The organism is Ralstonia pickettii (genome assembly GCF_001699815.1).
GTDB lineage: Bacteria > Pseudomonadota > Gammaproteobacteria > Burkholderiales > Burkholderiaceae > Ralstonia > Ralstonia thomasii.
The window spans coordinates 97,592-124,580 of the sequence record NZ_MCGB01000057.1; the positions used below are offsets into that span (position 1 = coordinate 97,592).

At 62.4% G+C, this 26,989-nt stretch carries 25 protein-coding genes; 13 read left to right on the top strand and 12 right to left on the bottom strand.

Features of this window, described 5'->3' with window-relative positions:
- Positions 1-19 precede the first annotated feature (19 nt).
- A complete protein-coding gene (gene rnhA / locus BEK68_RS08295) occupies positions 20-466 on the top strand; it encodes a ribonuclease HI (protein WP_004634278.1) in 447 nt (148 codons plus the stop codon).
- A gap of 106 nt (positions 467-572) precedes the next feature.
- Here the strand turns inward: rnhA and BEK68_RS08300 are convergent, their stop codons facing one another.
- The 4 genes from BEK68_RS08300 to BEK68_RS08315 all read right to left on the bottom strand — a co-directional run bounded on the left by BEK68_RS08300 (position 573) and on the right by BEK68_RS08315 (position 3,006).
- Positions 573-992 carry a hypothetical protein gene (locus tag BEK68_RS08300; protein WP_249262912.1) on the bottom strand — a complete coding sequence of 140 codons (420 nt, stop codon included), beginning with the start codon at positions 990-992 and terminating at the stop codon, positions 573-575.
- 41 nt (positions 993-1,033) lie between these two features.
- Complete coding sequence (locus BEK68_RS08305; RefSeq protein WP_004634281.1) at positions 1,034-1,486, bottom strand: lysozyme; 453 nt, start codon at positions 1,484-1,486, stop codon at positions 1,034-1,036.
- Positions 1,476-2,228, bottom strand: a complete 753-nt coding sequence (locus BEK68_RS08310; protein WP_012435958.1) for a DUF2589 domain-containing protein — start codon at positions 2,226-2,228, stop codon at positions 1,476-1,478. Before BEK68_RS08310 ends, BEK68_RS08305 begins: the two co-directional genes overlap by 11 nt.
- Before the next feature lie 109 nt (positions 2,229-2,337).
- Positions 2,338-3,006, bottom strand: coding sequence for a DUF2589 domain-containing protein (locus BEK68_RS08315; protein ID WP_004634285.1), 669 nt, complete (start codon positions 3,004-3,006; stop codon positions 2,338-2,340).
- 248 nt (positions 3,007-3,254) lie between these two features.
- On the opposite strand from BEK68_RS08315, the gene BEK68_RS08320 reads away from it, so the two are divergent.
- Together BEK68_RS08320 and BEK68_RS08325 are read left to right on the top strand one after the other, a co-directional pair.
- A complete protein-coding gene (locus BEK68_RS08320) occupies positions 3,255-3,914 on the top strand; it encodes a response regulator transcription factor (RefSeq protein ID WP_004634286.1) in 660 nt (219 codons plus the stop codon).
- A gap of 172 nt (positions 3,915-4,086) precedes the next feature.
- On the top strand, positions 4,087-4,365 hold the full coding sequence (locus BEK68_RS08325; RefSeq protein ID WP_012435959.1) for a DUF1488 domain-containing protein: 279 nt from the start codon (positions 4,087-4,089) through the stop codon (positions 4,363-4,365).
- Between the two features lie 90 nt (positions 4,366-4,455).
- Here BEK68_RS08325 and BEK68_RS08330 read toward each other — a convergent pair whose 3' ends face one another.
- The 4 genes from BEK68_RS08330 to BEK68_RS08345 form a co-directional block, all read right to left on the bottom strand.
- Positions 4,456-5,964, bottom strand: coding sequence for a SpoVR family protein (locus BEK68_RS08330; protein ID WP_004634291.1), 1,509 nt, complete (start codon positions 5,962-5,964; stop codon positions 4,456-4,458).
- 117 nt (positions 5,965-6,081) lie between these two features.
- On the bottom strand, positions 6,082-7,344 hold the full coding sequence (locus BEK68_RS08335) for a YeaH/YhbH family protein (protein WP_012435960.1): 1,263 nt from the start codon (positions 7,342-7,344) through the stop codon (positions 6,082-6,084).
- Positions 7,345-7,399: 55 nt separating this feature from the next.
- Positions 7,400-9,322 (bottom strand): PrkA family serine protein kinase, encoded by a 1,923-nt coding sequence (locus tag BEK68_RS08340; protein WP_004634293.1) that lies wholly within the window; start codon positions 9,320-9,322, stop codon positions 7,400-7,402.
- Positions 9,323-10,190: 868 nt separating this feature from the next.
- A complete protein-coding gene (locus BEK68_RS08345) occupies positions 10,191-11,093 on the bottom strand; it encodes a LysR family transcriptional regulator (RefSeq protein WP_004634294.1) in 903 nt (300 codons plus the stop codon).
- A 278-nt stretch (positions 11,094-11,371) separates the two neighbouring features.
- On the opposite strand from BEK68_RS08345, the gene BEK68_RS08350 reads away from it, so the two are divergent.
- The 8 genes from BEK68_RS08350 (at position 11,372) to BEK68_RS08380 (ending at position 19,692) form a co-directional block, all read left to right on the top strand.
- Entirely contained in the window at positions 11,372-14,407 is a 3,036-nt protein-coding gene (locus BEK68_RS08350; RefSeq protein ID WP_012435961.1) for a xanthine dehydrogenase family protein molybdopterin-binding subunit, read from the top strand.
- A complete protein-coding gene (locus tag BEK68_RS08355) occupies positions 14,404-15,219 on the top strand; it encodes an FAD binding domain-containing protein (RefSeq protein ID WP_012435962.1) in 816 nt (271 codons plus the stop codon). Before BEK68_RS08350 ends, BEK68_RS08355 begins: the two co-directional genes overlap by 4 nt.
- Positions 15,216-15,791: a (2Fe-2S)-binding protein gene (locus BEK68_RS08360; protein ID WP_012435963.1), complete on the top strand. Its 576-nt coding sequence runs from the start codon at positions 15,216-15,218 to the stop codon at positions 15,789-15,791. The genes BEK68_RS08355 and BEK68_RS08360 overlap by 4 nt, the downstream gene beginning before the upstream one ends.
- Positions 15,784-17,202, top strand: a complete 1,419-nt coding sequence (locus BEK68_RS08365) for an AMP-binding protein (RefSeq protein WP_012435964.1) — start codon at positions 15,784-15,786, stop codon at positions 17,200-17,202. Before BEK68_RS08360 ends, BEK68_RS08365 begins: the two co-directional genes overlap by 8 nt.
- Positions 17,172-17,351 carry a hypothetical protein gene (locus BEK68_RS25450; protein ID WP_024541706.1) on the top strand — a complete coding sequence of 60 codons (180 nt, stop codon included), beginning with the start codon at positions 17,172-17,174 and terminating at the stop codon, positions 17,349-17,351. Before BEK68_RS08365 ends, BEK68_RS25450 begins: the two co-directional genes overlap by 31 nt.
- A complete protein-coding gene (locus BEK68_RS08370; RefSeq protein WP_012435966.1) occupies positions 17,348-17,605 on the top strand; it encodes a hypothetical protein in 258 nt (85 codons plus the stop codon). Before BEK68_RS25450 ends, BEK68_RS08370 begins: the two co-directional genes overlap by 4 nt.
- Positions 17,606-17,990: 385 nt before the next feature.
- Positions 17,991-18,515, top strand: a complete 525-nt coding sequence (locus BEK68_RS08375) for a gamma carbonic anhydrase family protein (RefSeq protein ID WP_012435967.1) — start codon at positions 17,991-17,993, stop codon at positions 18,513-18,515.
- A gap of 121 nt (positions 18,516-18,636) precedes the next feature.
- Entirely contained in the window at positions 18,637-19,692 is a 1,056-nt protein-coding gene (locus tag BEK68_RS08380) for a porin (protein ID WP_012435968.1), read from the top strand.
- An 87-nt stretch (positions 19,693-19,779) separates the two neighbouring features.
- Here BEK68_RS08380 and BEK68_RS08385 read toward each other — a convergent pair whose 3' ends face one another.
- Positions 19,780-20,934, bottom strand: coding sequence for a CaiB/BaiF CoA transferase family protein (locus BEK68_RS08385; RefSeq protein WP_012435969.1), 1,155 nt, complete (start codon positions 20,932-20,934; stop codon positions 19,780-19,782).
- 5 nt (positions 20,935-20,939) lie between these two features.
- Positions 20,940-21,911 carry a hydroxymethylglutaryl-CoA lyase gene (locus tag BEK68_RS08390; RefSeq protein ID WP_024541707.1) on the bottom strand — a complete coding sequence of 324 codons (972 nt, stop codon included), beginning with the start codon at positions 21,909-21,911 and terminating at the stop codon, positions 20,940-20,942.
- Positions 21,912-22,117: 206 nt separating this feature from the next.
- Here BEK68_RS08390 and BEK68_RS08395 point away from each other — a divergent pair, with 206 nt between their 5' ends.
- Positions 22,118-23,086, top strand: coding sequence for a LysR family transcriptional regulator (locus BEK68_RS08395; protein WP_012435971.1), 969 nt, complete (start codon positions 22,118-22,120; stop codon positions 23,084-23,086).
- 22 nt (positions 23,087-23,108) lie between these two features.
- Here the strand turns inward: BEK68_RS08395 and BEK68_RS08400 are convergent, their stop codons facing one another.
- Positions 23,109-24,548, bottom strand: a complete 1,440-nt coding sequence (locus BEK68_RS08400) for an MFS transporter (RefSeq protein WP_012435972.1) — start codon at positions 24,546-24,548, stop codon at positions 23,109-23,111.
- Between the two features lie 346 nt (positions 24,549-24,894).
- Positions 24,895-26,856, bottom strand: coding sequence for a DotA/TraY family protein (locus BEK68_RS08405; protein WP_012435973.1), 1,962 nt, complete (start codon positions 26,854-26,856; stop codon positions 24,895-24,897).
- Between BEK68_RS08405 and BEK68_RS25700 the strand changes: the two genes are divergently transcribed.
- On the top strand, positions 26,843-26,980 hold the full coding sequence (locus BEK68_RS25700) for a hypothetical protein (protein ID WP_157042469.1): 138 nt from the start codon (positions 26,843-26,845) through the stop codon (positions 26,978-26,980). The two genes, BEK68_RS08405 and BEK68_RS25700, sit on opposite strands and share 14 nt — an antisense overlap.
- Positions 26,981-26,989: the final 9 nt, after the last annotated feature.

The following is a 26,989-nucleotide window of genomic DNA, read 5'->3' on the forward strand; positions in this document are numbered from 1 at the left end:
GATCACCCATCGTTTCTCAATGCAGGAAGTCACCGTTTATTCCGATGGCGCGTGCAAGGGCAACCCCGGCCTTGGTGGCTGGGGCACCGTGCTCGTCTCGGGCAGCCACGAAAAAGAACTCTTTGGCGGCGAAACGCTAACCACCAACAACCGCATGGAGCTGATGGCCGTGATCGAAGCATTCCGCGCGCTGAAAAGGCCATGCCGGGTGCAGGTTTATACCGATTCGCAGTACGTCCAGAAAGGCATCAGCGAATGGTTGGCCGGCTGGAAGGCGCGCGGGTGGAAGACGGCCGACAAGAAGCCGGTCAAGAACGACGACCTCTGGCGCACGCTCGACGAACTGGTCGCCGGACATGAGGTGAGCTGGCATTGGGTCAAGGGCCATGCCGGCCACCCCGGCAACGAGCGCGCCGATGCGCTGGCCAACAAAGGCGTCGAGATGGCGCGCCAGGCGAAAGCCTGACGCAGCCGGGCGCACGCTCACCTGCCCGCGCAGCGCTGCGTCGGGATCTGCGGCGCATTCGCGGCGGTGGTCGTGACGTACTGCGGCTTGCCATCCTGCGCATAGATCAGCCGCAGCGGGCCGCGCTTGGAAAGGCCATCGTCGATATCCGCCTGCAGCAGACCGGTCTGCGCCCATGCATCACCACCGATGCTGCGCTTTGCATCATGACGGGGCGATTCGCGCCCGGCTCCCAGTTGGCTTGGCGCTCCGGCACGTAACGGTTGGGCAATGTGCCGTAGGCGTAGAGCTGATTCAGCGTGTCGGCCAGGTAGCCCCCGGCTTGCTCGTTGAACGTCGGAAGATCCTGCTTGCCGAGTTCGCTGCGGATGCGCTCCGCTTCGACGGCGCATGTTGGCGCGGCATTGTCGGCCGCGCGGGCGTAGGACATGCCGATCGCAACGGCAGCGGCGACAAGCCACGTCAATACGCGATACAGGCGGCGTGGGCGGGTGGTGGGAATCACGGACATCGGTTCGGTATGCATGCGAGCTTCTCCGTTGAACGTTGAAGTAACCTGGTGGTGAATCAGGACAGGAACAGCTTGCGTTCGGCCTGACGACGCTTCGTCAGCCCTTTGAGCGGCTTGCCGCCGGCCTTGTCCCAGAGCAGGAACTGGTTGGCTGCGCCGACGTAGTCCCCGGCGTTGAGCTTGCGCAGCAGCGTCGACGAGCGCAGCCGCCCCGCTCCCAGGTTGAAGACGAAGGACGCCAGCGCGTCGAACTGCCCTTGCGTGATCGACACACGCACTGCCTTCGCAATGCCCTGCTCGGTGTCGGCCAGGTCTTTGCGCAGCAGCGCTTCGGCATGCTGCTGCGAGATCGGCCCGTTGAAGGTCTCGCCAGGCCGGATCAAATGGCCGTAGCCGATGGTCGGCTTACCGACCGCATCCAGATACGTCGACAGACGCAGCCCTTCCGATTCCTTGATCAGCGCGAGGCCTCGCTCGCCGGTGGTGCGTGGGTTGTGCTCAGTGCTCATCGCCCTTCTCCCGCGGCGTGCTGGTTGTGCCGGAGCCATCGGAGGCGGCGGCATTTGACTGCACGGGCCTTGGCACCAGCCGATTTGTGTATTCGTCGATCAGCCGCATGACGGCCTCTGGCGGCTGCAACGCGGTGAACTTCATCTCGATGTCGATGTGCTCGCTGTCGCGGCCGGTGTCACGCTTGGAATGCGGCGCGAGCGAGACGTAGAACCGGCCAACACCGCCGGTGGCAGCGCCGTGCACGGGCAAGGTCTCGGCAATGTCGCTGCGTACGGTCATGTTCACCGTCATTTCATCGAGCGCGAGGCCACGCGGCATCGCCAGCGACACCAGAGGCAGCGCCAGCCGGTGCTGACTGTCGAGCGCAAGTTCGACCTCCCGTGCCACCAGCGTGCCGGTCTCGTCGGCATCGAAAAACTGATCGAGCAGCGCGGTGTACTGCTGCGCAAGCATCTGGTTGGCGGACGCGGCGGCGTGCTGCATGCCACGCGTAATGTCGTCCAGCGTCAGGCCATTCAAGCCCGGATGACCGTGGCTGTTACTGCCGCCACCGCCGCCAGGGGGCGATGAACCCGGAGGCGACGGCGGAGGCGCATCGGACGCAGCCTCGGAAAACGGCTCGGCACCGGAAGACCCAGGTGGCGCCGACGGCGAACTGGTGGGCGGTGCCGACGGTGTGGCGGGCGCTGACGATGCACGGTCATCGTCACGCCCGCGGCGGCTGAAGAGTTTGAACATGGTGTCGGGTCGGTCAGATCGATCAGATCAATGGGCGGCGCGCGGCAGGCGCGCACCGATCAGGACGCCGACCGTGGGGAGGCCGGCCGGCGTCCATCGCCGGGGCGGCTTACGGAGTTGCCGGAGCCGGGGCCGGCGCGTTACCGCCAGCCGGCACCTTTTCGCCGATCATCGTGCCGTCGGTCGGCGTGGCGGGCAGCGGCTTGACGTCGTTCTCCTTGCCCTTGACGACCACCGGCTTGGTTGCCGCGTCAGTCAAGAACTCCATCACGCGCATCAACGCTTCCGGCGGGTTCTGACGCTTGACCTGGGTGTGGAAGGAGTACTTGGCACGCGTGTCGGTGCTACGCGTCTGCTCGGACTTGTGCGAGGCGCGGCCCGAAACCGACACGCTGAACGGGCCCCAGCCGAGCTTGGCCTGGAACGACCCTTCCGCCTCGGTGCTGGACGACGATTTCTCCGACTGCGAAATCTCCAGCTCGAAGTCGATCGTGCCTTCCTCGATGGCGATCACCGGATGCACGACCGCGCACAGCAACGGAATGCGCATCGTCTTCTGGATCGTGCCTTGCGACACCCCCTTCTCGTCGACGATGGTTTCGTCGTAGTCAAATTGCACGGCAACGGCTTTGCCGTTCTGAATACAGACCTGCAGCAGAAAATCCGCATAGGATTTTGCCGCCGAGGTTTGCGCTGCGATCATTGCCTGCAGCGGCGCAGAGATCATCTTGTCGATTGGCAGCGCATTGATAACCGACCCGATAAGTCCGTTGTCCATTTAAAACTCCTCACATTGAATTATTTGGGCGCACAGGTTTGTGTGCCCGAATCCAAAGTAAGCGTTTTTCCTGCGGGGCTCGATGCCTCGAAAGTCCCAGCCAAGGCCACGGAACAGCGGCCCAGTACGTATCGACTTGCTGCCCGTGACTTTCGGCACTGAACTTCCGTTTCAATGCAACCGGATCGATCCCGCCCTACAAAACAATCGGTTTCGCCGAAAATAATTAACTGAAGTACGAGGGGTCGATGAATATTCTGGTAATCGATAGCTTGCCGCTTTTTGCGGCAGGTGTGTCTAATGTATTGAATGCACTCGACGCACAGGGTGTGTTTATCGATACGCACTACACGGCGCAAATCGGACCGGCTTGCAGGCAAGCCGAGCCCAGCGCCGTGGTGATGGAATGGAGCGCACAGGACGACGACGCACGGCAGCGCCTGTCGGAGTTGAAAGCGGTGTTGCCGGAAGTGCCTGTGTTGCTGACGGTACAAGCTGTGGGCCGCCACGTGGTCGGCGACGCGCTGCGCTTTGGCGCGGCCGGCGTGGTTGACCGGCAGGCAACGGCCGATGTTCTGCTCGAAGCCCTGCAGCGCATTACCTCGGGCGCGGTCTACTTGCCGCCCATCAGCAATCTCTATCCCGACGATCCGCGCCAGAGCCCGGGAGAAAGCCCAGCCGAACTCTGGCGCCGGCTCACGCCGCGGCAGCATGAGGTGCTGCAACTGCTTGCAGAAGGCAAATCCAACAAGCAGATCTGTCGCGTGCTCAACGTGGCTGAGGGCACGATCAAGAACCATCTGTACGCGCTGTTCCGGCAGATTGGCGTCAACAACCGGACCGAGGCCGCGCTCTGGCTCTCGCGCTGCAAGGCAAGCCTCGTCCGCTTGCAGATGTGTGCGATGTAGCACCGCACGCCACCACTCGCCCGTAGCCTCCGGCAGCCTTGCCGGACGTTACGGGCCAGCGAGGTCGCCACCCATGAAAACACTGAGCCGGTCATTGCATTCACGCAACCACGCCATACACTGGTTGCAAGGCGGCGCACGGTGCATCGCCGTTTTTTCATGGAGGCCGCCCATGGAAAGCATCGAATTCCACACCAGCCCGCCACGCTACTGCGCCGCGGATCTCACCCTCACGTGCACCGCCAGCGTCGACGGCATCCCGGCCTGCTATGCGGTGACGGCTGAAGCGCTCGAAGAGCATTTCGGCGCCCGCTCGTGGCGGCAGGAAGATCTGCTCCAAGCCATGGAATCGCACCGCGGCACCATTGAAGACATGGCGCGCTCACTCTTCAAGCTGACGGACTCGCACAACATCGTGCTGCGTAGCGGCCATTTCCGCTTCGGCATGTAGCTGCGCCGTGAGCAGCATGGTCGACATCCGCGCCTGCGGTGGATAAGAAGAAAGCCAGCGCGAGGCTGGCCTTGTGGAAACGGACGGGTGCTAGTCAGGCCTGCACTCGTGCTTCATCTCGCGGCGCCCATCTTCGTAGACCACCTCCAGCCGGCACGTGAAGCCCCACAGGCGTACGACGTGGCGCAGCATCTCTTCGTAGTTCGACCCGAGCGGGCGACGGCTGCTCTGCAAGTGGCGCAGCGTCAATGAGCGATCTCCACCCACGTCGACGTTGGTCACCTGGATGTTGGGCTCGATGTTCGACAAGTCATACTGCCCTGCCAACAACTCTCGGATCTTGCGATAGCCATCCTCGTCGTGGATGGCGGTGACGCGCAGCTTGGCATCGCGGTCGTCATCGAGCACGGAGAACAGCTTCAACTCACGGATCACGCGCGGCGAGAGGAATTGCAAGAGGAAGCTCTCGTCCTTGAAGTTGCGCATGGCGAAGTCGAGCGTCTTCTGCCAATCGCTGCCCGCGATTTCGGGCGCCCAGCGGTAGTCTTCCTCTTCCGGCGATTCACAGATGCGCCGAATGTCCTGGAACATCAGAAAGCCCAGCGTGTACGGGTTCAGGCCGCTGTAATACGGGCTGTTGAATGGCGGCTGATAGATCACGTTGGTGTGGGCCTGCAGCAGCTCGAGCATGAAGGCGTCGTTGACGAGTTTTTCGTCGTACAGCTTGTGCAGGATGGTGTAGTGCCAGAACGTCGCCCAGCCTTCATTCATCACCTTGGTCTGCCGCTGCGGATAGAAGTACTGCGCGATCTTGCGCACGATGCGCACGATTTCTCGTTGCCATGGCTGCAACTTGGGCGCGTTCTTCTCGATGAAGTACAGCAGGTTCTCTTCCGGTTCCGGCGGGAATTGCGGATCGGGTTCCGGTATGTCGTCGGCCGTTGCGAGCGCGCGAGCGCGGTGCGTCGGCAGCGTGCGCCACAGGTCGTTCACCTGCGCTTCCAGGTATTTCTCCCGCTCCGCCTGGCGCGCCTGCTCTTCGTTGATCGACAGCTTCTTCGGCCGCCGATAACGATCGACCCCGTAGTTCTGCAATGCGTGGCAGGAGTCGAGCAGCAGTTCCACCTCCTGCTCGCCGTAGCGCTGCTCGCATTCGGCCACGTAGTTCTTGGCGAAAAGCAGGTAATCGACGATCGCGTCGGCGTTCGTCCACGTGCGGAACAGGTAATTGCCCTTGAAGAAGGAGTTGTGGCCATAGCAGGCATGTGCGATCGTCAGCGCCTGCATCGGCATCGTGTTCTCCTCCATCAGGTAGGCGATGCAGGGGTTCGAATTGATGACGATCTCGTAAGCCAGCCCCATGAGGCCGCGCTGGTAGCCGCGTTCGGACGCCAGGAAGTGCTTGCCGTATGACCAATGGTTGTAGCCCAGCGGCAAGCCGGACGACGCGTAGGCATCGAGCATCTGCTCGGCGGTAATGATTTCGATCTGGTTCGGATAGGTGTCCAGGCCGAAGTCTGCGGCAATCTGGGCGATGCTTTGGTCGTAGCGCCTGATCAGCTCGAAGGTCCACTCCGAGCCCGTAGATAGATAGGCCATGCTCGTTCCCGTTTGTCGATCACTCAGGGTCACAGGTGGCGTGCTCACCATGGCACCCGCTGCCACTGGACGGCGGCAGCGCCCGGCTGGGAGCAACCTGCTGCTGCAGATCAGCGATCAGGCGGCGCGCTTCTGAAACAGCTCGTGCAACACCGGATAGATTTCGTCCGCTTTGAGAATGCGCTGCATCGCGAAGTTGTCGTGCCCAGCCTTCAACGTAAGATACTCCTCCCACAGGTTCTGGGGCTCCGTCGAGACCACCTCAACATAGGCGTAATACTGCGTCAACGGCAGGATCGTTTCACGCAGCAGCTTCGCGCACAGCTCAGAATCGCCCGCCCAGTTGTCACCATCCGAAGCCTGCGCACAATAGATGTTCCATTGGCTTGGCGAATAGCGCTCCTGCATCACTTCCGCCATCAGCTTGAGTGCGCTCGACACAACAGTGCCACCCGACTCGCGTGAGTGGAAGAAGTCCTCTTCGTCCACCTCCTTGGCCACGGTGTGGTGACGGATGAAGACGACGTCGATGCGTTCGTAGTTCCGCTTCAGGAACAGGTAGAGCAGCATGAAGAAGCGCTTGGCCAAGTCCTTGCGCGATTCGTCCATCGAGCCGGACACGTCCATCACGCAAAACATCACCGCCTGCGCCTGCGGGCGCTTGCGCAATACGCGGTTGTTGTAGCGCAGGTCGAGCTTCTCGATGAACGGCACGCGATCCAGGCAGGAGCGCAGATGGCGCATCTCCTTCATCAGCTCTTGCGCGCGCACGCTGTAAGGGCCGTCGTTTTCCAGTTCTTCGTTGTACTCGCGTTCCAACTCGTGCAGACGACGCTGATACGGGCTGGACAACGCGATACGGCGACCGAGCGAGCTGCGCATCGTACGCAGAATCGACAGGTTGGACGGCGTGCCATCGAGCGAGAAACCCGCGCGCACCTTGCGCACCTCCGCGATCTTGGCCAGGCTGCGCTTGGCAAGATCGGGCAACGCCATGTCTTCGAAGAAGAAGTTGAGAAAGTCCTCGCGCGAGAGCGTGAAGATGAAATCGTCTTCGCCCTCGCCCGAGTCGCTGGCCTGGGAGCCGGAACCGCCGCTGCCCTGCTGCGGGCGGTCGAAGCTGTCGCCGCGAATGAACTCCTTGTTACCCGGGTGGACGCCTTCGCGGCGTCCGCCCGAGCCGTGGTGGAACATGGGCTCCGAGATGTCCTTGACGGGAATGGACACCTGCCCGCTCTGCTCGATGTCCATGATCTTGCGGCCCGTCACGGCCTTGGCCACCGCGCGGCGGATCTGGTCTCGGTAACGCTTGATGAAGCGTTGCTTGTTGACGGTGCTCTTGCCGCCACCGTTCTCCCGCCGATCAATGATCGTGCCCATGTAACTGCCCTCGATTGGAAGTTCGCTGGGGTGTCCTTGCCCTCTCCTGACCTCCTTAAGATGATTTCCTGACGCGCAGGTACCACTCCACCAGCAAGCGGACCTGCTTCTGGGTATAGCCCTTCTCCACCATGCGGTTGACGAAGTTTTCGTGCTTCTCCTTGTCGTCATGCGACGACTTGGCATTGAACGAAATGACCGGCAGGAGGTCCTCCGTGGTCGAGAACATCCGCTTCTCGATCACCGCACGCAACTTCTCGTAGCTGGTCCAGACCGGGTTCTTGCCTCCGTTCTTGGCCCGCGCACGCAGCACGAAATTGACGATCTCGTTGCGGAAGTCCTTCGGATTGGAAATGCCCGCGGGTTTTTCCACCTTCTCCAACTCGTCATTCAACGCGCTGCGATCGAGAATTTCGCCCGTGTTCGGATCGCGATATTCCTGATCCTGGATCCAGAGGTCGGCGAACACCACGTAGCGGTCGAAGATGTTTTGCCCGTACTCCGAATACGACTCCAGATACGAGGTCTGAATCTCCTTGCCGATGAACTCCACGTACGGCGACGTGAGGTATTCCTTGATGTAAGACATCAGCTTGGACTCTGTCTCCGGCGGGAACTGCTCGCGCTCGATCTGCTGCTCGAGCACGTACAGCAGATGCACCGGGTTAGCCGCCACCTCCGTCCCATCGAAGTTGAAGACCTTCGAGAGCACCTTGAAGGCAAAGCGCGTCGACAAGCCAGTCATGCCCTCGTCGATGCCGGCAAAGTCGCGGTACTCCTGGTACGACTTTGCCTTCGGGTCGACGTCCTTCAGGCTCTCGCCGTCATACACGCGCATCTTCGAGAAGATGTTGGAATTCTCGGGCTCCTTGATGCGCGTGAGCACCGCGAACTGCGCCATCATCTTTAGCGTGTTTGGCGCACAGGGCGCTGCGGCCAGCGAGCTGTTACGCAGTAGCTTGTCGTAGATCTTCACCTCATCCGACACGCGCAGGCAGTACGGCACCTTGACGATGTAGATGCGATCCAGGAAGGCCTCGTTGTTGCGGTCGGACTTGAAGCTTTGCCACTCCGCCTCGTTCGAGTGCGCCAGGATGACACCATCGAAGGGGATCGCACCAAACCCTTCCGTGCCCTTGTAGTTGCCTTCCTGCGTGGCCGTCAGCAGCGGGTGCAAGACCTTGATCGGCGCCTTGAACATCTCGACGAACTCGAGCAAGCCACGGTTGGCCAGGCACAGCCCGCCCGAATACGAATACGCATCCGGATCGTCCTGCGGATAGTCCTCCAGCTTGCGGATGTCGACCTTGCCGACCAGCGACGAAATATCCTGATTGTTTTCGTCGCCCGGCTCTGTCTTGGAGATCGCAATCTGCGACAGCACCGACGGGTGAAGCTTCACCACCCGGAAACGCGTGATATCGCCATTGAACTCGTGCAGCCGCTTGACGGCCCACGGCGAAGCGATCGAGTTCAGATAGCGCCTCGGGATACCGTAGTCTTCCTCCAGAATCTTGCCGTCTTCCTCAGGCGAGAACAGCCCGAGCGGGGACTCGTGAATCGGCGAGCCCTTCAGGGCGTAGATGGGGATCTGCTCCATCAACGACTTCAACTTCTCGGCAAGCGAGGATTTGCCGCCGCCCGGAGGTCCGAGCAGGTAAAGGATCTGTTTGCGTTCCTCAAGGCCCTGCGCGGCATGTTTGAAGAAGGAGACGATCTGCTCGATCGTGTCCTCCATGCCATAGAACTCCCGGAAGGCCGGGTAGATCTTGATGACCTTGTTGAAAAACAATCGCGACAGCCGAGGATCGTGGTGGGTGTCCACCAGTTCGGGTTGACCGATTGCGGTGAGCATGCGCTCAGCGGCGGTCGCATAGGCGGTCGAGTCTTTCTTACAGATGTCCAGGTACTCCTGGATGCTGTACTCGTCCTCTTTGCGAGCTTCAAAACGCGTTGCGTAGTGGCGGAAAATATCCATATCTCCCCCGTAGATTTCTTCCCTACTCCACACCAACAAGCGAGAGCCAGGCTAGTTCTTGCGTGCGTTGCTGATTCCACTGTAGACGAATCACCGATGATCACAAGAACGGTTGATGGCCCCGAACGGTGCACAACCAATCGCGATTGCGTTAGCGCTCGGCAGCATCAAGTGCTAAATGGACCTTGCTCGATGCATCAGCACACGCACCCCACGACGATCGGCTACCCCGAGCGCAGCAGAAAGCGTACCCATGCCGCCTTCCCGCGCTCGCAGGTTGGTACGTAACCGATCTGCGCGAGTTCCCGCGCGCACGCTGAATACAGGAGGGGGATATCCCTGCATTTCAGTGCGCCGCCAACTGTGATACCGCCGTACTGCGCATGGCGCGCACCCGCGGCGCTACGTTTGTAGCGGCAGCCTTTCTTGCGGTGACGCAACAACCCAGTGTGCAAAGCACGGGACGATATGCGTTTTATCGCCGGGCAGGCGCCCACAGCTCCTGGAGGAACGACCAAACAGATCGACCGAAGGTGTCTCTTTTTTACGCCAGAGGGAAGTTTTGCCGGACGCGATGAAGACGCTGTCCGAAAAGCCCGCACGGATGACGCGGACAAAGAAGCGACTTCTCGTCAGTTTGGTGCGTGGTGCAGGGATCGAACCCTGTAACTCAGTCGTGTGAAACGAAAATCAGCCCTTCCTAACGCCGCCTCGCCTAGACGGCGCCTCGATCCTATCTCTCAGTCGCGAGTACCGATCCCGCCACTTTTCCGCCGACGGAAGCGACCGAACACATGGCTCACGACACATCATTTCTGCCGGAGCACGCCCCCGTAGCCGAATGCGCCGCGCATCGGCCCCCACTGCGCTACGCCATCCCCGAAACGCGCTTGATTTCTTCGGTCACGATTGCAATCAACGCCTCGGTTGCCGTGCTTAACGGCCGCTGAGGATGGCTGACGCAGACCAGATGCCGCACGATGCGCGGCGCAACAATGGTATGCATGCGCAGCCGTCCCTCTTCCACGGCACGCTGCACCACGATGCGCGGCAACACAGTGGCGAAACGCGTAGCTTCAACGAACTGCACGATGGTCCCAAGGATGTCAATTTCGAACTTTGGCGCCAGCGTGACGTCGTGCGCCTGCGTGGCAGTATCCAATACCACGCGTAGGCCGTGCGACTTCGTCGGTAACACAAGCTCCAGTCCAGGCAGCTTCGCCATTTCCACCGATTCCGGCAATTCAGGGCCATTTGCGACGCTCGTCACTAGCACCATCTCTTCGTCATGCAGCGACTGCACCTGCAGCGCCAGCCGACCACGTTGGCGATGGACCACCGCTGCATCAAGCTGGCCAGCGGAAACAAGGTTGATCAGTGCCGTGCTGAAGCCATCTGCCACAGACACCTCTACATTCGGATAGCTCGCGTTAAAGCGTGCCAGGGCTCCGACCAGCACGCTCTCTGTCTCGGAAGCCACCATGCCGATCGTGATGCGGCCGGCCATATGCTCCTCGCGCTGCATCATCTGCTGCCGGGCACTCGCGAGATCGCGCACGATCGGCAGAAACAGTCGGTGCATCATCCGGCCAGCGGCAGTTGGCGCCATACCGTGCGGGATGCGTTCAAAAAGCTTCTGTCCGAACTCATCCTCGAGCTTGGCTATCTGCATGCTCAGGGCCGGCTGCACGATATTCAACCGCTTGGCTGCCCGCGTGACAGAGCCTTCTTCGAAAAGCGCGATGAAGTACTGAATTTGCTTGAGATCCATATTCGGATGGGTATGAACGGTACCGTGTGGCGGCATCAATCTTTGCGGTCCCTGCGACGATGGTCATGGCACCCCATGCCATCAATTATGAGACACAGCGGTTCCATCCCCGTCGGCGCCCGTGCTGGAAGTGCGCGAAAGCAGGTATCAGAATAAATTATTTTGTTGATCACAAAATAGTATTAGAACTTATATCTTGCTCTCACTAATCTGCGATGCACGTTACGCGGTCGCGCCGATCCTCCGGCGCAATCCCGACGCGTACAACGGAGTCGCAAATGAAGAGATTCGATGCTGGCGAGACGACCGGCACGGCGCAGGAGACACAGCAGACAACGGGGCAGCCCTACGTCGGCCGCCCGATGCAGCGCGTCGAAGATGCAGCCATCCTTACGGGCCGCGGTCGCTATGCCGACGACCTCGGCGTAAAGCCCGGCACCCTCCACGCCGCCATACTTCGCTCGCCACACGCGCACGCCGAACTCGGTGTGATTGACTTCGCCGCCGCGCTGAAGGCGCCGGGGGTTCGCGCGGTGCTGACCGGGGCCGACCTGCCAGCCTGGTCCAAGCCCTTCGTGGTGGGCGTCAAAGCGCCGATGGAGCAATGGGCACTGGCAATGGACCGCGTGCGATACGTCGGTGAGCCAGTCGCCGTGGTCGTGGCTGAGAGCCGTGCCTTGGCCGAGGACGCACTCGACCTTGTGCGGGTGGATTACCGTGTGCTGCCACCCGTGGTGTCAATCGAAGCCGCAATAGCCGACGCCGCGCCCCAACTGCACAGCGGCCTGGGTAGCAACGTCGCCAGCGATCGTCATTTCCGCTACGGTGACCCGGAGGCGGCGTTTGCCACCGCACCGCATCGCGTTTCGCTGACTGCGCACTACCCGCGCAACACATGTACGCCCATCGAGTGCGGCGTGGTCATTGCCGAGCATCTGCCGGGTAACGAGGGCTACCAGGTCACCTCGAACTTCATGGGGCCGTTCTCGCTGCACGCCGTGATGGCGATGGCCCTGCAGGTGTCGGCCAACCATCTCCGCCACATCGCTCCCCGCGATTCCGGGGGCAGCTTCGGCGTGAAGCAGGCCGTATTCCCCTACGTGGTCTTGATGTGCCTCGCCTCGCGCAAGGCCGGCGCGCCAGTGAAATGGGTGGAGGACAGACTCGAACACCTGAGTGCATCGACCTCGGCCACCGCGCGGCTGTCCACCATCGAAGCTGCCGTCGAAGCGGATGGCCGGATCGTCGCTCTTGATTACGATCAGCTCGAAGACTGCGGTGGCTACCTGCGCGCGCCGGAGCCCGCGACCTTCTACCGGATGCACGGTGTACTGACGGGCGCTTACGCGATTCCCAACCTGCGCGTGCGCAACCGCGTTGTGCTAACCAACAAGACGCCCACCGGCCTCGTACGCGGCTTCGGCGGACCGCAGGTGTATTTCGCGCTTGAGCGGCTCGTGCAGCGGATCTCGATCGAACTCAACCTCGATCCGCTCGACGTCTACCGCCGTAACTTCGTTCCGACCAACGCCTTTCCCTATCGTGCTGCAGCCGGCGCGCTGCTCGATTCCGGCAACTACCAACTGGCGATGTCTCGCGCGCTGGAAACAGGCGCCTACGACGAACTGAAGCGCCGCCGTGACATCGCGCGGGCCGAAGGGCGGCTCTACGGCATCGGCTTTGCGGCGATTGTCGAGCCCTCGGTATCGAACATGGGCTACATCACGACGGCCACGCCGGCCGAGGCGCGCCGCAAGGCCGGTCCGAAGAACGGCGCCATTGCAAGCGCCACGGTCAGTGTCGACCTGCTAGGCGGTGTGGTGGTGACGATTGCGTCCACGCCCGCCGGGCAGGGCCATATGACTGTCTGTGCGCAGGTCGTGGCCGACGTGCTTGGCATCGACCCGGCCGAGGTCATCGTCAATGTCGAATTCGATACCCACAAAGACGCATGGTCGGTGGCCGCCGGCAATTATTCCAGCCGGTTTGCGGGAGCGGTGGCCGGCACCGTCCATCTGGCCGCAACACGCGTTCGCGACAAGCTGGCGCGCATCGTGGCCTCGCATCTCGACTGCGATTCAGCCGAACTGATCTTCGCCGAGGGGCGCATCACGCGCAGAGATGCCCCCGAGACTGCCGTGGTGTTTGCCCGCGCTGCGAGCAATGCGCCGCACTGGTCGCCGCAATTGCTGCCTGCCGGTGAGGAACCGGGCCTGCGCGAAACCGTGTTCTGGTCACCGCCCAACCTTGACGCACCGGACGAGCAGGACCGTATCAACACGTCCGCATGCTATGGCTTTGCGTTCGACCTGTGCGGCCTGGAAATCGACCGTGCCACCGGCCGTGTGCGCATTGACCGCTACGTGACAGCGCACGACGCCGGCAAGCTGCTCAACCCTGCGCTCGCCGACGGCCAGATTCGCGGCGCGTTCGCGCAAGGGCTGGGCGCAGCACTGATGGAGGAGTTCCGCTACGGCCCTGATGGCAGCTTCCAGTCCGGCACGTTGGCGGACTACCTGTTGCCCACAACGTGCGAGGTGCCCGATCCGATCATCGTGCATCTGGAGACACCGAGTCCGTTCACGCCGCTCGGGGCCAAGGGGCTCGGCGAAGGCAACAACATGAGCACGCCGCCATGTATCGCCAACGCTGTAGCCGACGCCCTCGGAGTGCGGGATATCCGGTTGCCTCTGACGCCAGCCAAGGTCATGGCGATGATCGGTCTCGAAGACCCCCCGCCATCGCGCCTCGAACTGGCGGAAACGGCAACGGCTGCCGCCACCGGAGGCAAAGAAAGGTCCAAGGGCGCAAAGGCTCTGAGTGCACGCGGAACGGTTGATTTGGATGCACCGCCCGAGGCCGTATTCGCTGTCCTACTCGACCCGCAAGCCCTGGCCCAGGTCGTACCTGGTTGCCACGTGTTGGAGCCGATCGGAGACAACCGCTACCGCGCCGACGTGACCGTAGGGGTGGGCATGATCAAAGCGCGCTACGAAGCCGAGATTGCGCTGTCCGACCTGGAACCCCCGCACCGGCTGCGACTGTCGGGGGCCGGCCTGTCGTCGCTTGGCAGCGCACGTGGCTCGGGCATGGTCGAACTGGCGCCGCACGAGGGTGGCACTCGTCTCACGTACGACTATGAGGCCGAGGTATCCGGCAAGGTCGCAGCGGTCGGCGGCCGCATGCTTGAAGGCGCGGCCAAAGTGGTGCTGCGCCAGTTGTTTGAATCCCTGGGCCGGCAAGCGGGCGGCAAGCCAGTACGCAAACCAGGTTGGATCGCGCGGCTGCTCGCGCTTTTTGGAGCCCGGCGATGAAACCCCCCGCCTTTGACTATCTGCGCGCAGAGTCCACGCAGCATGCGCTGGAAGCGCTCGCCCATGCAGGTGAAGACGCCCGTGTACTTGCCGGAGGCCAGTCGCTGATGGCCGTACTGAACATGCGCCTCGCGCAGCCGCAACTGCTGGTCGATATCTCTCGCACGCATGACCTGAACGCCGTGCGAGTCGAAGACGGCCACCTGGAAGTAAGCGCTGCGGCCACACAGGGCAACGTGGAGTGGCGTCCGTCGCTCGCCAACGAGGTGCCGCTGCTGGCGCTGGCTTTCCCGCACATCTCGCATTTCCAGATTCGCAACCGCGGCACGGTGTGCGGCTCCATTGCCCACGCCGACCCGAGCGCCGAGCTGCCACTGGTGCTCACTGCGCTCGACGGACAAGTGGTGCTGCGTTCGCTGCGCCGCCGCCGCGTGATGCAGGCCACCGATTTCTTTCAGGGAATGCTGATGACCGCACGCGAGCCTGACGAGCTGGTGGAAGCCGTGCGCTTCCCGTTGCGGCAGCCCGGTGCGCGCTACGGCTTCACTGAGTTCTCGGCCCGCCATGGGGACTTTGCCCTGGTGGCGTGCGCGGCCATCGTCACCGACGATGCCATCGCCCTTGCCGTGGGCGGAGTAGCAGACCGGCCGATGCTCGAGCGTTGGCCGCGCCTGCACGGCAAGGCACTTACGGAGGCCATCAACGATTTCAGTTGGAAATTGGGCGCGCAAGACGACGCCCATGTCAGCGCGCAGTACCGCCGCCACCTCGTGCGGCAACTGGGCATGCGCGCAATCGAGGAGGCAAGATGAGTAAAACCAAGAAAGGCGGCGCGCCTTCCAGTGCGCTTTCTGTGATGCGGCGACAGGAGCACCACCGCATCGCCCTGACATTGAACGGCAGCGCGCGTACCGGCCTGTGTGCGCCGCGCGAGTTGCTATCCGACTTCCTGCGCCATGAGCTCGGCGCCACCGGCACCCACGTTGGTTGTGAGCATGGCGTATGCGGTGCGTGCACGGTGCGTGTGGACGGCGTGGCTTCCCGCTCCTGCCTGATGCTGGCCGTGCAGGCGGACGGTCGTGCAGTCGACACCGTCGAAGGCCTCGCCACGCACGAAGGTTTGAGCGATTTACAGGAGGCTTTCCGCCGCCATCACGCCCTGCAATGCGGCTTCTGCACGGCAGGCATCCTGATGTCGTGCGCAGACTATCTGGAGCGCGTGCCCGAGCCGACTGAGGCGCAAGTGCGCGAGATGTTGTCCGGTCATCTGTGCCGCTGTACCGGCTACACACCGATCGTTGCCGCCGTCCTTGACGTCGCCGCCAGCCGCGCAGGGGCACGCCCGATTTCAGCGCCGGTTTCCGAGGAGACCAGCAATGCTTGATCTCGGCCGCACATTCCTGCAGAGCGTGGAGCGCAGCCCCCACGCTCTCGCCATAGTCGACGGGGACCTGAAACTATCCTATGCGCAATGGCTAACGCGCATCCAGAGCGTGGCCGCAGGCCTGCTTGACCTTGGCCTGCGCCCTGGCGAACGCCTGCTTGCCATCCTGCAGAACCGCTGGGAGATGGCGACCCTTCACTGGGCTTGCCAGTTCACCGGGATCGTCATCGTCCCGCTGAATTGGCGCGCCAAGCCGGACGAGCTCGACTATTGCGTACGTGACGCAGACGCAAAAGCACTGATCTTCGAGCCAGTCAGTGCAGACGCCGTTCTCGGCAGTCCCGCTGCGCTGAAAATCCTCCGCATCGCACTGGACGGCGCACCACACTCTTCGCTGTCATTTGACACCCTGATGGGCGCCGCGCCGCGGCCAGACAGCGTCCTGCCCGAAGCTGATGACGTCTCGCTCATGTTGTACACCTCGGGCACAACTGGACGGCCAAAGGGCGTGCCCCGCCGCCACAGGCAGGAGCGCGCTGCTGCGTTGGCGCACGTCGCTCAGAACCTGTACCGGCGAGGCGAGCGTACGCTCGGGGTGATGCCGCTGTATCACACGATGGGCGTGCGCTCCTTGCTGGCGATGGCACTGGTGGACGGTCTTTTCGTCTGCGTGCGGCGCTGGAGTCCGTCTCAGACGCTGCAAGCTATCGCTGATCATCGCGTGAGCTGTCTCTACCTCGTCCCCACGCTCTACCACGACCTGCTGGCCGATCCGGGCTTTGACGCGTTACGCGTGCGCTCAGTCACCAAGCTCGGCTTCGCCGGTGCCGCCATGAATGATGGTCTGCTGAAGCGGCTGGAGCAGGCGTTCCACCCAGAGCTGTTCGTTAACCACTACGGCTCGTCCGAGGTCTACACGTTCAGTGTCGAACAGCGCGCGGCGGGCAAGCCTGGCAGCGCGGGTCGCGCTGGGTTCAATACACGACTGCGCCTAGTCCGCTTGGACACCAACTCGCCGGATGCGGTGGTGGCCCCTGGCGAAGAAGGGCAGATCATCGTCGAACTGCGCGGCGACGAAGCCTTTGAGGGGTACTGGAATCGCGACGATGCCAACGCGAAGTCCCTGCGCCAGGGCTGGTACTTCACCGGTGACACCGGCTACTTCGACGCAGAGGGGGATCTATTCGTCAGTGGCCGCGTGGACGACATGATCATCAGCGGAGGCGAGAACATCTCGCCTGCTGATATCGAGTCGGTCCTCTCCCTGCACCCTGCCGTGGATGAGGTCGCCGTAGCCGGTTTGCCGGACCCGCGCTGGGGCCAAAAAGTCGTCGCTTTCGTCAAGCCGCACGACGACGTAGAGCAGCGAGGAAAATCATCATGCCAGCAGACAAGCTCGGTCAGTACATGACGAGCCCAGAGTTTCTCAGGCGAGCCAACGAAGCCGTGGCTAGAGCGGTGCGCGAACTGGAGGCAAAGGGCATCAAGCCCGTCTATGTCACGCGCCAGCGCCTAGACTCGTCCCACACAAACAAATCTGGCGGCAAAGAACAGCAATGAGCAATCTCGACAATGGAGCAGCGCTTGGCCGGGCATTCGCAGCCGAACGAAACGCTCGCGACTGGAAGACCTACGCGATGGAACTGGAGCGCCAGCTTCGTACGAGTCAAGCCAACACAGCAGGCATGGAAGCCCTGAAAGATGCCGCGATCAAAGAGCTGACAAGACTCGACCCGACAAACTATCTGCACATCCAGCAGAACCGTCAGCGCATTTTTGATTCAGGGTTCACCCCCATCATCAGCGGCTTGTAACCACACTGCATCGAGAATGAAGAAGCCCGCATTGCGGGCTTCTTCTTTGGGTGTCCGCATTCTCTGGTTGATGCCCTCGTTGCACGCTGCAACGCAAGATTCGAGAAATCAAAAACACGATTTCACCGCAGGGTTGGCCGTCTCAGTTCGACCCAAAGCAGCCGCTGACAACAACGCAACGAGGGAATCTACCCCGTGGTCAGCTGGAGGCCCTGTTCGAGGAGGTGCGTTCTAGAATCAATCAACATGGGCGGCGTTGTGCAACCATCCCCATCCTCACCAGCGTTTCCCAAACGCGCGGTTTATCGTTCCAAATTACCGCGATAGCATTCGGAGGGAATCTCTAGAGTACGCAAATCGCACACGCTGCCCCAGAGATTTGCTCATGCCTCTGTACCGCCTTTCCGAACACGCCCCGCAGATTGCGGTCACCACATTTGTCGCGGCCGAAGCTACGATCATCGGCCACGCCGCGCTTGCCGAACACGTAAGCATCTGGCCCGGCGCCGTGGTGCGCGCCGACAACGAGCCGATCGTCATCGGTGCGGGCAGCAACGTTCAGGAAGGTGCGGTGCTGCATACAGACCCGGGCTGCCCCCTGCAGATCGGCAGCAACGTGACGGTGGGCCATCAAGCCATGCTGCATGGCTGCACGATCGGCGATGGCGCACTCATCGGCATTCAAGCCGTGGTGCTGAACAACGCCGTCATTGGCGAGGATTCATTGGTGGCGGCCGGTGCACTGGTCACGGAGGGCAAGACGTTTCCGCCGCGCTCGCTCATTCTAGGATCGCCTGCCAAGGCGGTGCGCGAGCTGAGCGACGACGAAGTCCGCAACCTGCGCGCCAACGCTCTGAGCTACGTCGAACGGGCCGCCACCTACCGCCGTGAGTTGACCCGGCTCGACTGAGCTTTCCCCAAAGTCCCGCATTTTTTCTGCTCCACGCAGCCCAGCGCTGCGTGGGGATTCAACACGTCCGCCAACAAGCCGCGTGCTTGCCGGACATCACAACAACCAAGATGGAGGAGATATGCATCAATTCACACGGCACCTGCTAGCGGCGGCTGCCGTAAGCCTGGTTGCCCCGGTGGCGCTGGCGCAGTCGAGCGTCACGCTCTATGGCCTGGTCGACACGGGCATCGAATACGTCAGCCATGCCGGCGCCAACGGCTCGGGGAGCGTGTATCGCGTGTCGCCTGGCAATGTCACCGGTTCGCGCTGGGGCTTACGCGGCAAGGAAGACCTGGGTGGTGGCCTGAATGCGGTGTTCGTGCTGGAAAGCGGTTTCAACAGCGACACGGGTGTGTCCGGCCAGGGTGGCCGCCTGTTCGGGCGGCAGGCTTACGTGGGCATCGAAGGCCGGTTCGGCCTGATCTCGTTCGGGCGGCAGATCAACACGTTCTACGACCTGTTCGTGCCGTTCGACCCCGTGCGCTATACGAGCTACAGCCTGCTCTCGCAGGACAGCCAGTTTGCCAACCGCGCCGACAACGCCATCAAGTACACCGGCAACTTCGGCAACCTGACACTCACGGCCATGTACAGCGCCGGGTACGACGCCACGATCGCCAACGGTGGTGAAGTCCCAGGCGCGCCGCGCGTTGGGCAGGAGATCAGCACTGGCGTGACCTACACGATCGGGCAGATCGGCATGATCGCCGCGTACGACCAGCGGCGCGGCACCTCGCTTGCCACGCAGGACATCATTGAGCGCCGCTACGCAACGGGCCTCGTGTGGAACTCGGGGCCCTATACGGTGACGGCAGGCTATCGCTACCAGCAAGGCGCGCTGACGCAGCCGTCGCTGCACGCCAACCTGTATTGGCTGGGCGGGTCTTATACCATCACGCCGGCGCTGACGTTGCGTGCGGGGGTATATCGCAGCACGGTGCGTAACTCGCCCAACGGCGCAACGAGCTATGCGGTGTCGACGCTCTACAGCCTGTCCAAGCGCACCGACCTGTATGTCAACGCCTCATACATGAACAACAAGGGGGCATCCACACTGGGCGTGGTCAATGCGACGACGGCAGCTCCGGGTGTCAGCCAGACGGGCGTGGTGGCCGGCATCAAGCACATCTTCTAAGCGTGTGGAGGCTGCGGTCGATTCGGCCGCAGCCTCATGAAAAAAGGGCAGCTTCGGCTGCCCTTTCCTATTGCGCACTCCGGTGCCTCAGGCGGCGTGTGCACCCAGCCCGGAGAGAATTTCGTCGTTGTGTTCGCCAGCCTTGGGCAGTGGATGACGCACGCCCGGTCGCTGGCCACCCATCAGCAGCGGCAGTAATACAGCGGGGCCTGTCGAGCCATCGTCCATCTGCATGGGCACCAGACCGCCGCTCGCCTTGAGGTGCGGATCATCGAGCAGTTGATCAGGCCGGACGATGGGCGCGTAGGGAATGCCCGCCGCTTCGAGCTTGGGCGCGAGCGCGGCGGCATCGTGTTCGGCCAGGATGCCGCCCAGCTCCCGCAGCAGTTGTGGACGCACCGCAACGCGCAGCGTGTTGTTCGCGTACTGCGGGTTGTCGAGTAGCTCCGGATGGCCCAGTAGTTGGCACAGCGTCGTGAATTGCTTGTCGCTCACTGCGCCAATGAAGAGCTGCTCGCCACCGGCCAGCGTGAAGATGTCATAGACGCTCCATGCCGACACGCGCGCAGGCATCGGCGGCGGGGCTTCGCCAGTCATGGCGTACTGCTGCATGTGTTGCGATGCGAGGAACACGCAGTTCTCGAACAGCCCGCTCTGAATTTCCTGCCCTTTGCCGGTACGGTCCCGCTCGCGCAGTGCCGCCAGCACGCCAATGGCGCCGAACATACCGCCCATGATGTCGTTGACGGAGGTGCCTGCGCGCAACGGACGTCCTACAGGTCCGGTCATATACGACAGCCCGCCCATCATTTGCACGACCTCATCCAACGCCAGGCGGTTCTCGTACGGCCCCGGCAGAAAGCCCTTGTGCGACACATAGATGAGGTGCGGATAGTCGGCCGACAGCGATGCGTGGTCGAGCCCGAGCTTTTCCATCAGGCCCGGGCGAAAGTTTTCGAGTACCACATCGCACTGGCCGGCAAGCTCACGCGCGGTGGCGCGACCCTCCTCCGTGGTGATGTCGAGCACCACGCTCTTCTTGTTGCGGTTGAACGCGCGGAAGAAGCCGATGCCCAGGCCGGGCAGATTGCGTGTCTTGTCGCCGCCGGGCGGCTCGACCTTGATGACTTCGGCACCGAGGTCGGCCAGGATCATCCCGCAGGTGGGGCCCATGACCATGTGCGTGAATTCCAGCACACGGATGCCGGCGAGCGGCAGCGATGAAGCGTCGTCGTGATGCATGTTTGTCAAGCCAGGATGGCGGATTGGGCAGATTGGGCCGCTTGGGGAGAATTCGGGTGGAAGGTCTTGGGCAGGCCGGCGCGCCACAGCGTGCCGTGCAGTGTCTCGCCGGGCAACCAGTCGGCCAGGTGTTCGCGCAGGGACAGCAACTGGCCAATGTCGAGCCCGGTGGCCACGCCCATGCTCTCCAGCATGAAGGCGAGGTCTTCCGTGGTGACGTTGCCGCTCGCGCCTGGGGCGTGCGGGCAGCCGCCGATGCCGCCCAGGCAGGCGTCAAAGCGCGTCACGCCCGCTTGCATGGCAGCATAGACGTTGGCCAGGCCCAGGCCCCGCGTGTCGTGGAAGTGGCCGCACCAGAACTGATCCCCGGCGATGGCAACGGCGCGCTCGAACAGGCGCGATACGGCAGCGGGGTCGGCATAGCCCACGGTGTCTGCCAGGCTGACGCGATCGGCACCGGCATCGAGGAGAGCCTGCATTAGGCGCAGGACTTCATCGGCCTCGACCTCACCCTGTAGCGTGCAACCAAACGCCGTGCCGACGCCGCCTTCGATCAAGGTCTTGGCGCCGGCGGCGTCGCGCGCCGCACGGATACGCGCCACCTCGTCCACCACCTCGTCTGGTGTCTTGCGCAGGTTGGCGAGGCTGTGTGCATGGCTGGCCGACAACGGCACGATCATGAGGTCCACGCCGCTGGCGACAGCGTTCTCTGCACCGCGCAGGTTCGGTACCAGTGCGGAGACGAACAGTTCTGGCAGCGTGCGCGCGTAGGCCACAAGCTGCGCGGTATCCGCCAGTTGCGGCAGCAGGCGCGCGGGCACGAACGAGCCGATCTCGATCTCGCGCACACCGGCAGCGTGGGCGGCCTGCACCCATGCGCGCTTGTGCTCGGTGGGCAGGATCGTCTGGATGCTTTGCAATCCGTCTCGTAAACCGACTTCGCGGATCACAGCGGTGGTGGGCACGGGGGTGTTCATGAGGGACATTGCGTCAGGCAGGCGTCAATCGATGTTCCGACTGTATGCCTTTCTGCGCGGAAGCTACAGCGATCAAGTACGCACGCTTCCGTTCCGGACGGGAAAGCCTGGAAGCGGCGTACGGGCATTCCAGAATTTCCTGCAGCACCAGCAAGCGCTACCATTTCCGCGTCTTCGTTCCCGACCGGAATGCCTCGCGGAGCCCCATGCGTGACCTCGATCTAACCACCCTACGCCTGTTCGTTGCCGTGTGCGAGACACGCAACATGGCGCGCGCCGGCGAACAGGAGAACATCGTTGCGTCGGCCATCAGCAAGCGGCTGGCGCAGCTGGAAGACACCGTGGGCACGGTCCTGCTTGAACGCGGACGGCGCGGTGTGATTCCTACGCCGGCGGGCGACATCGTGCTGGCCCACGCGCGCGCCATGTTGGCCGCTGCCGACCGGGTGGCACGCGACATGGCTGATTACGGCAGCGGCATCCGGGGGCAGGTTCGCTTGCTGGCCACCGTATCGTCGATGGCCGAATCGTTGCCCGACGATATCGCCGCATTCCTCAACCGGCCCGAGCACCGCGATATCCGCGTGACGATGGAAGAAAGCATGAGCAGCGACATCGTGCGCGCTCTGCGCGAGGGCTCCGCACCGCTGGGCATCTGCTGGGATGCGGCTGACCTGGAGGGGTTCGAGACCCGGCCGTACCGCGCCGACCACCTGGCCGTGGCCGTGCACGAAGCGCACCCGCTGGCACCGCGTGAGCATTGCCGCTTTGAAGACACGCTGGAGTTCGATCACGTGGGCTTGCCGGCGCAGACGGCCGTGCACACAATGCTTGCGCGTTATGCGGCGATCCTGGGCCACACGATCAAGTACCGCGCCGTGGTGTCGACCTTCGATGCATCGCTGCGCTGCGTGCGCGCGGGCCTCGGCCTGGCCATCGTGCCGGGTGAGATTGCCGAGCCGTTTATCCCGACCTTTGGCCTGCGTGTGGTGCCGTTGAGCGACGACTGGGCGCGTCGCCGTTTTACGGTGTGCTTTCGCAACCTGGAATCGTTGTCGCCGGCGGCGCGACTGCTCGTTGAGCATCTGGCAGCGTGCGACGCCACTGCCGCTATCGAACCGACAACACCTGCCCGGCAAAAGAAAACGACGCGGAAAACCACTTCCGCGTCGTGAGCGCTACGGTGTTCCGGTGGGGCTAGTGCGACAGCTCTTCCAGCCGCAGGCCGTTGCTCTTCGGCCCGAAGCCGCCAATCGCCAGCATCACCACCAGCATGCATACGGTGATCCCCGCAAACACGCCCGGCACGCCTAAGTGCCGCAACAGGAAGGCAATCAAAAAGCCCGAGAACATGGCGCCGATGCGGCTGGCCGAATACACGATGCCATTGGCGCGACAGCGGATGAAGGTCGGGAACAGCTCGGCCTGGTAGGCGTGATAGCACACCGAAATGGTCTGCCCAGCGAGGCTGATCAGCACGCCCAGCACGATCAACGCGAGTGGATCTTTCAGTTGCCCGAACGTCACGCCGAACACGATGACGGCAAACGCGGCACCAACGATCAGCCACTTGCGCTGGATGCGGTCGGCATAGGCCATGGCCAGCAACGGCCCGACGGGCAGCGCAATGGCGATGATGAACGAATACAGGAGGCTCTTGGTCACGGTGATGCCGTGGCCGATGAGCAGCGTCGGCACCCAGTTGGCAAAGCCGTAGTAGCCGATGGCCTGGCAGAAGTTGAAGACGATCAGCATGATCAGGCGCGAGCGATACGGCGGGCGCCACAGTTCCGCCAGCGATGCGCGGCGGTGCGGCGGCTGCACGACGGCCTGCAGCGGCGGTGGCAGGGCTTTGCCGGATTCGCGCTCGGCGGCGGCTTCCATCTGGCGGACAACGGCATCTGCCTGGTCGATATGGCCATGCATGGCCAGCCAGCGCGGGCTTTCCGGTACGGCGCGGCGGATGAACCACACCAGCACCGCGCCGGCAGAGCCCAACAGCACCACCCAGCGCCAGCCTTCGAACCCCAGCAGGGTGGTCGGCACGAGCCAGTACGACAGAATGGCCGCAGCGGGTGCGGCGGCAAACATCACCATCTGATTGAACGCCATGGCGCGGCCGCGCATATGCTGCGGCACGAGTTCGGTGACGTAGCTGTCGATGGTCACGATCTCGATGCCGACACCGATGCCGGTGAGAAAGCGCCAGATCAGCAGGCCTTCGGGGCTCTGCTGGCACGCCATGATGGCGGAGCCGATCGAGTACCACAGCAGCGATACCGTGAACACCGTGCGGCGCCCATAACGATCGGGCAGCCAGCCCAAGCCGAACGTGCCGACGAAGAGCCCCGCAAACGTGGCGGCAATGAAGCCGGCCATGCCATGCAGCCCGAAGAACGCATCGGTCGTGGCCTTGAGCAGCCCGCTTTTTTCCATACCGGGCGCGATATAGCCCGTGAAGATCAGATCGTAGACCTCGAAAAAGCCACCCAGCGAAATCAACAGCACTAGCATCCACAGGTTACGTGTGATGGGCAAGCGGTCCATCCGCGAAGAAAGCGCCGTGGCGGCGCGGGTGTCTTGATCGTGTTGAGCGATGGCAGTCGGCGCGCTGTCCGCTGTCAGGGGGCGTTGCATGGTTGTCTCCTTAACGCATGGCCGCGCTTCTATCGAGCGTTGGGCCAGGGGCGCCGGTATCGGCATCGTATTCCCGCGCAGGCAAGACCGTCGTCTCGGTCTGTGCACCACCGGATGGCACCCACTGTAGCGATTCCAGTCTGCAACTACGGAGCTATTTGGGAACCAATAATGTTCCGTTTCGGAAACGCTTGGCGTAGTTCATGGTGCCCCGGGAGGGGCTACCTGAAGAACGATGAATGACGGCTGTTGGCCGTTCGGCGCCCCTCACCTACCCGCGCCACACGATAAATTGCACCGCACAAGACAAAATCAGCCACGAGGCGCGGATACCCATTCATTTGAGCTACACCTCGCGCTTCCCGATTTGGGGCGTATCGGACGGTTTGTCTGCGTTTGCACTATGCAACAGCTCGGATGCACGACTCCGAGCACTGTTACTACCCTGCCCCACCCCTGCGCCATAATGCTGCTGGCTCCGATCGTGCATGTCTTGGCCAACACGCGCGGAGATTTGACCGCCAATCCACGAGAACACCTGATCAGGCACGACGTGGATCAGCGAGAAGGTACCTTGCACCAGCGTCTGACACATCCCCACGTACAAGACGATGAAGCCAATGATGCTCACCAGGCCGGTCAACGAGTCGTACTGGGCGTTCTGCATCGCCACGCCGAACATGGTGTTGAGCAACGTGCCGAGCACCACAATCCCGGTGCCGGCAAGGATGAATCCAATGACCATGAAAACCGGCCGAAACATGACATTCAAGAGGAAGATGTAACCGTGCGTGGTCCGCTGGCCCATGCCCTCTCCATCGCCGTCAAGGTGTGTCATCGCCCAAAGCGGAGCTGCCACCATCGCCTCGCCAACGACGGCGTACCACGACACGATGCCACCGAACCAAATGATGAACGGCAGCATCGGGATGTAGATCGACAACACCGCGCCGAAAAAAAACAGCGTGATGATCATCATGGTGATGAAAGGGCCGAGCGCATCCAGCATGCCTTTCGCCCCCTCTTTGATTGCGCCCAGCACCCCGCCGGAAAACACGTCGCCGACGGCACTAATAGCCTTTCCGGCCAGGGAGTCGGAAGCAGCTAGTCCTCCCTTCACCAGCGCGTAGCCAGAAAGCGCTGTCCACCCACCGGCAAGGATGTAGTCTCCGAGGTTCTTCATGCCGATGAGCGGGTTGGTTGCGCCGTTGGGGCCTTGACCCGAGTTCATGCCGATCGCCATCTTCACAATGGCCTGCCCTGGAAAGATCTTCGACATGATGTTCTTTGGGTCCGTGGTGCCCGTCGCCAAGCTATTCACCCTGTCCTGCGGCGTCCCTGTCGATGCGGCCTGTTGGATCTGCTGAGCGTAGGCTGCCAGCACCTTGCGATAGAGCTGGGGGTACGGAAGGTTTCCCAGGTCAGTGCTCGGCACCGCTGAAGCCGTGGCGTTGGCCAAACTGGTTAGTTGCGAGTTCGCTTGTGCAAATGTCTGGTACCACGCCCCCAGCATGACCCACCCGTCACGCTGCAAATTCGACTGGATAAGGCTCCCCAGGCTGTTGATCGTGCTGGCTGAACTAGCGATCGCCTGAGTAACCGAAGCGTGATACTGCAGAGCAGCTTTGTTGATCGTATCTTGCGGGTCCGCTGGACGACCTCCGCTCGCAACCGACGACACATAGGCTTGAGCAGCAGACGACAAAGTCGACTGGATCGTGCTCAGTGCGGTTCGGTGTGCGCTGATCATCTGTTCATACGCGGGCCCGGGGTCAGCACTGTAGACCGTCATGCCATCGTAGTTTGGCAGCGGCTGGGGCGGCTCAATGGCCACCTCTGCCCCACCGCATGACAGACCGAGCTGATTCATCAAGACAATCTTGTCGCCTTTCGCAAGCGTCGAGAATCTCTCGGCCGGATCGACACTCACACCACCGGTGTCGGTCGGCATGCTATCGATCGCAGTGTTCGCCGCCTGAGCGCACAAGTTGGCCTCGAACAGCGCTTTGGCGAGTGACGTGGCTTGGGGTGCGGCCGACGCGGAGATCATCGAGCCACCGCTCCTGAGTACAGCCAGCGCGCTATCGAGCGACAGATTGGCAATGCCAACGCCGGTCATCGTGGCCCATAGCATGATCACCTGCGCGCCGCAGTAGCCCCCAAACAGTGGCACGAGTGACGAAAAGCCAGCGCACATCCGGATGATGAACCAGGGAGATGATTTCTTCGCCCCCTTGAATTCACCTTCTTGCCCGGTAGCAATCAATGCTGCGCCGAAGTGGTACGCCGACACCGTGGTGCTGGCCATCTGCTCGCTGCTGGTCGCGCTAGATGCGTTCGTTGATCGCCTCGGAACGCCCGATGAAGCGGCCGAGGTGAAGGAACTGGTCAACGCGTACCGTCAGCTGCATGAGGAACCAGAAACCCACTGAGGAGGTTCT

What these genes read in the sequence shown, in the direction of transcription:
- rnhA (WP_004634278.1), top strand. Translation starts at nt 20, where the DNA reads ATGCAGGAAGTCACCGTTTATTCCGATGGCGCGTGCAAGGGCAACCCC.
- BEK68_RS08300 (WP_249262912.1), bottom strand. Translation starts at nt 992, where the DNA reads ATGCATACCGAACCGATGTCCGTGATTCCCACCACCCGCCCACGCCGC.
- BEK68_RS08305 (WP_004634281.1), bottom strand. Translation starts at nt 1,486, where the DNA reads ATGAGCACTGAGCACAACCCACGCACCACCGGCGAGCGAGGCCTCGCG.
- BEK68_RS08310 (WP_012435958.1), bottom strand. Translation starts at nt 2,228, where the DNA reads ATGTTCAAACTCTTCAGCCGCCGCGGGCGTGACGATGACCGTGCATCG.
- BEK68_RS08315 (WP_004634285.1), bottom strand. Translation starts at nt 3,006, where the DNA reads ATGGACAACGGACTTATCGGGTCGGTTATCAATGCGCTGCCAATCGAC.
- BEK68_RS08320 (WP_004634286.1), top strand. Translation starts at nt 3,255, where the DNA reads ATGAATATTCTGGTAATCGATAGCTTGCCGCTTTTTGCGGCAGGTGTG.
- BEK68_RS08325 (WP_012435959.1), top strand. Translation starts at nt 4,087, where the DNA reads ATGGAAAGCATCGAATTCCACACCAGCCCGCCACGCTACTGCGCCGCG.
- BEK68_RS08330 (WP_004634291.1), bottom strand. Translation starts at nt 5,964, where the DNA reads ATGGCCTATCTATCTACGGGCTCGGAGTGGACCTTCGAGCTGATCAGG.
- BEK68_RS08335 (WP_012435960.1), bottom strand. Translation starts at nt 7,344, where the DNA reads ATGGGCACGATCATTGATCGGCGGGAGAACGGTGGCGGCAAGAGCACC.
- BEK68_RS08340 (WP_004634293.1), bottom strand. Translation starts at nt 9,322, where the DNA reads ATGGATATTTTCCGCCACTACGCAACGCGTTTTGAAGCTCGCAAAGAG.
- BEK68_RS08345 (WP_004634294.1), bottom strand. Translation starts at nt 11,093, where the DNA reads ATGGATCTCAAGCAAATTCAGTACTTCATCGCGCTTTTCGAAGAAGGC.
- BEK68_RS08350 (WP_012435961.1), top strand. Translation starts at nt 11,372, where the DNA reads ATGAAGAGATTCGATGCTGGCGAGACGACCGGCACGGCGCAGGAGACA.
- BEK68_RS08355 (WP_012435962.1), top strand. Translation starts at nt 14,404, where the DNA reads ATGAAACCCCCCGCCTTTGACTATCTGCGCGCAGAGTCCACGCAGCAT.
- BEK68_RS08360 (WP_012435963.1), top strand. Translation starts at nt 15,216, where the DNA reads ATGAGTAAAACCAAGAAAGGCGGCGCGCCTTCCAGTGCGCTTTCTGTG.
- BEK68_RS08365 (WP_012435964.1), top strand. Translation starts at nt 15,784, where the DNA reads ATGCTTGATCTCGGCCGCACATTCCTGCAGAGCGTGGAGCGCAGCCCC.
- BEK68_RS25450 (WP_024541706.1), top strand. Translation starts at nt 17,172, where the DNA reads ATGCCAGCAGACAAGCTCGGTCAGTACATGACGAGCCCAGAGTTTCTC.
- BEK68_RS08370 (WP_012435966.1), top strand. Translation starts at nt 17,348, where the DNA reads ATGAGCAATCTCGACAATGGAGCAGCGCTTGGCCGGGCATTCGCAGCC.
- BEK68_RS08375 (WP_012435967.1), top strand. Translation starts at nt 17,991, where the DNA reads ATGCCTCTGTACCGCCTTTCCGAACACGCCCCGCAGATTGCGGTCACC.
- BEK68_RS08380 (WP_012435968.1), top strand. Translation starts at nt 18,637, where the DNA reads ATGCATCAATTCACACGGCACCTGCTAGCGGCGGCTGCCGTAAGCCTG.
- BEK68_RS08385 (WP_012435969.1), bottom strand. Translation starts at nt 20,934, where the DNA reads ATGCATCACGACGACGCTTCATCGCTGCCGCTCGCCGGCATCCGTGTG.
- BEK68_RS08390 (WP_024541707.1), bottom strand. Translation starts at nt 21,911, where the DNA reads ATGAACACCCCCGTGCCCACCACCGCTGTGATCCGCGAAGTCGGTTTA.
- BEK68_RS08395 (WP_012435971.1), top strand. Translation starts at nt 22,118, where the DNA reads ATGCGTGACCTCGATCTAACCACCCTACGCCTGTTCGTTGCCGTGTGC.
- BEK68_RS08400 (WP_012435972.1), bottom strand. Translation starts at nt 24,548, where the DNA reads ATGCAACGCCCCCTGACAGCGGACAGCGCGCCGACTGCCATCGCTCAA.
- BEK68_RS08405 (WP_012435973.1), bottom strand. Translation starts at nt 26,856, where the DNA reads ATGGCCAGCACCACGGTGTCGGCGTACCACTTCGGCGCAGCATTGATT.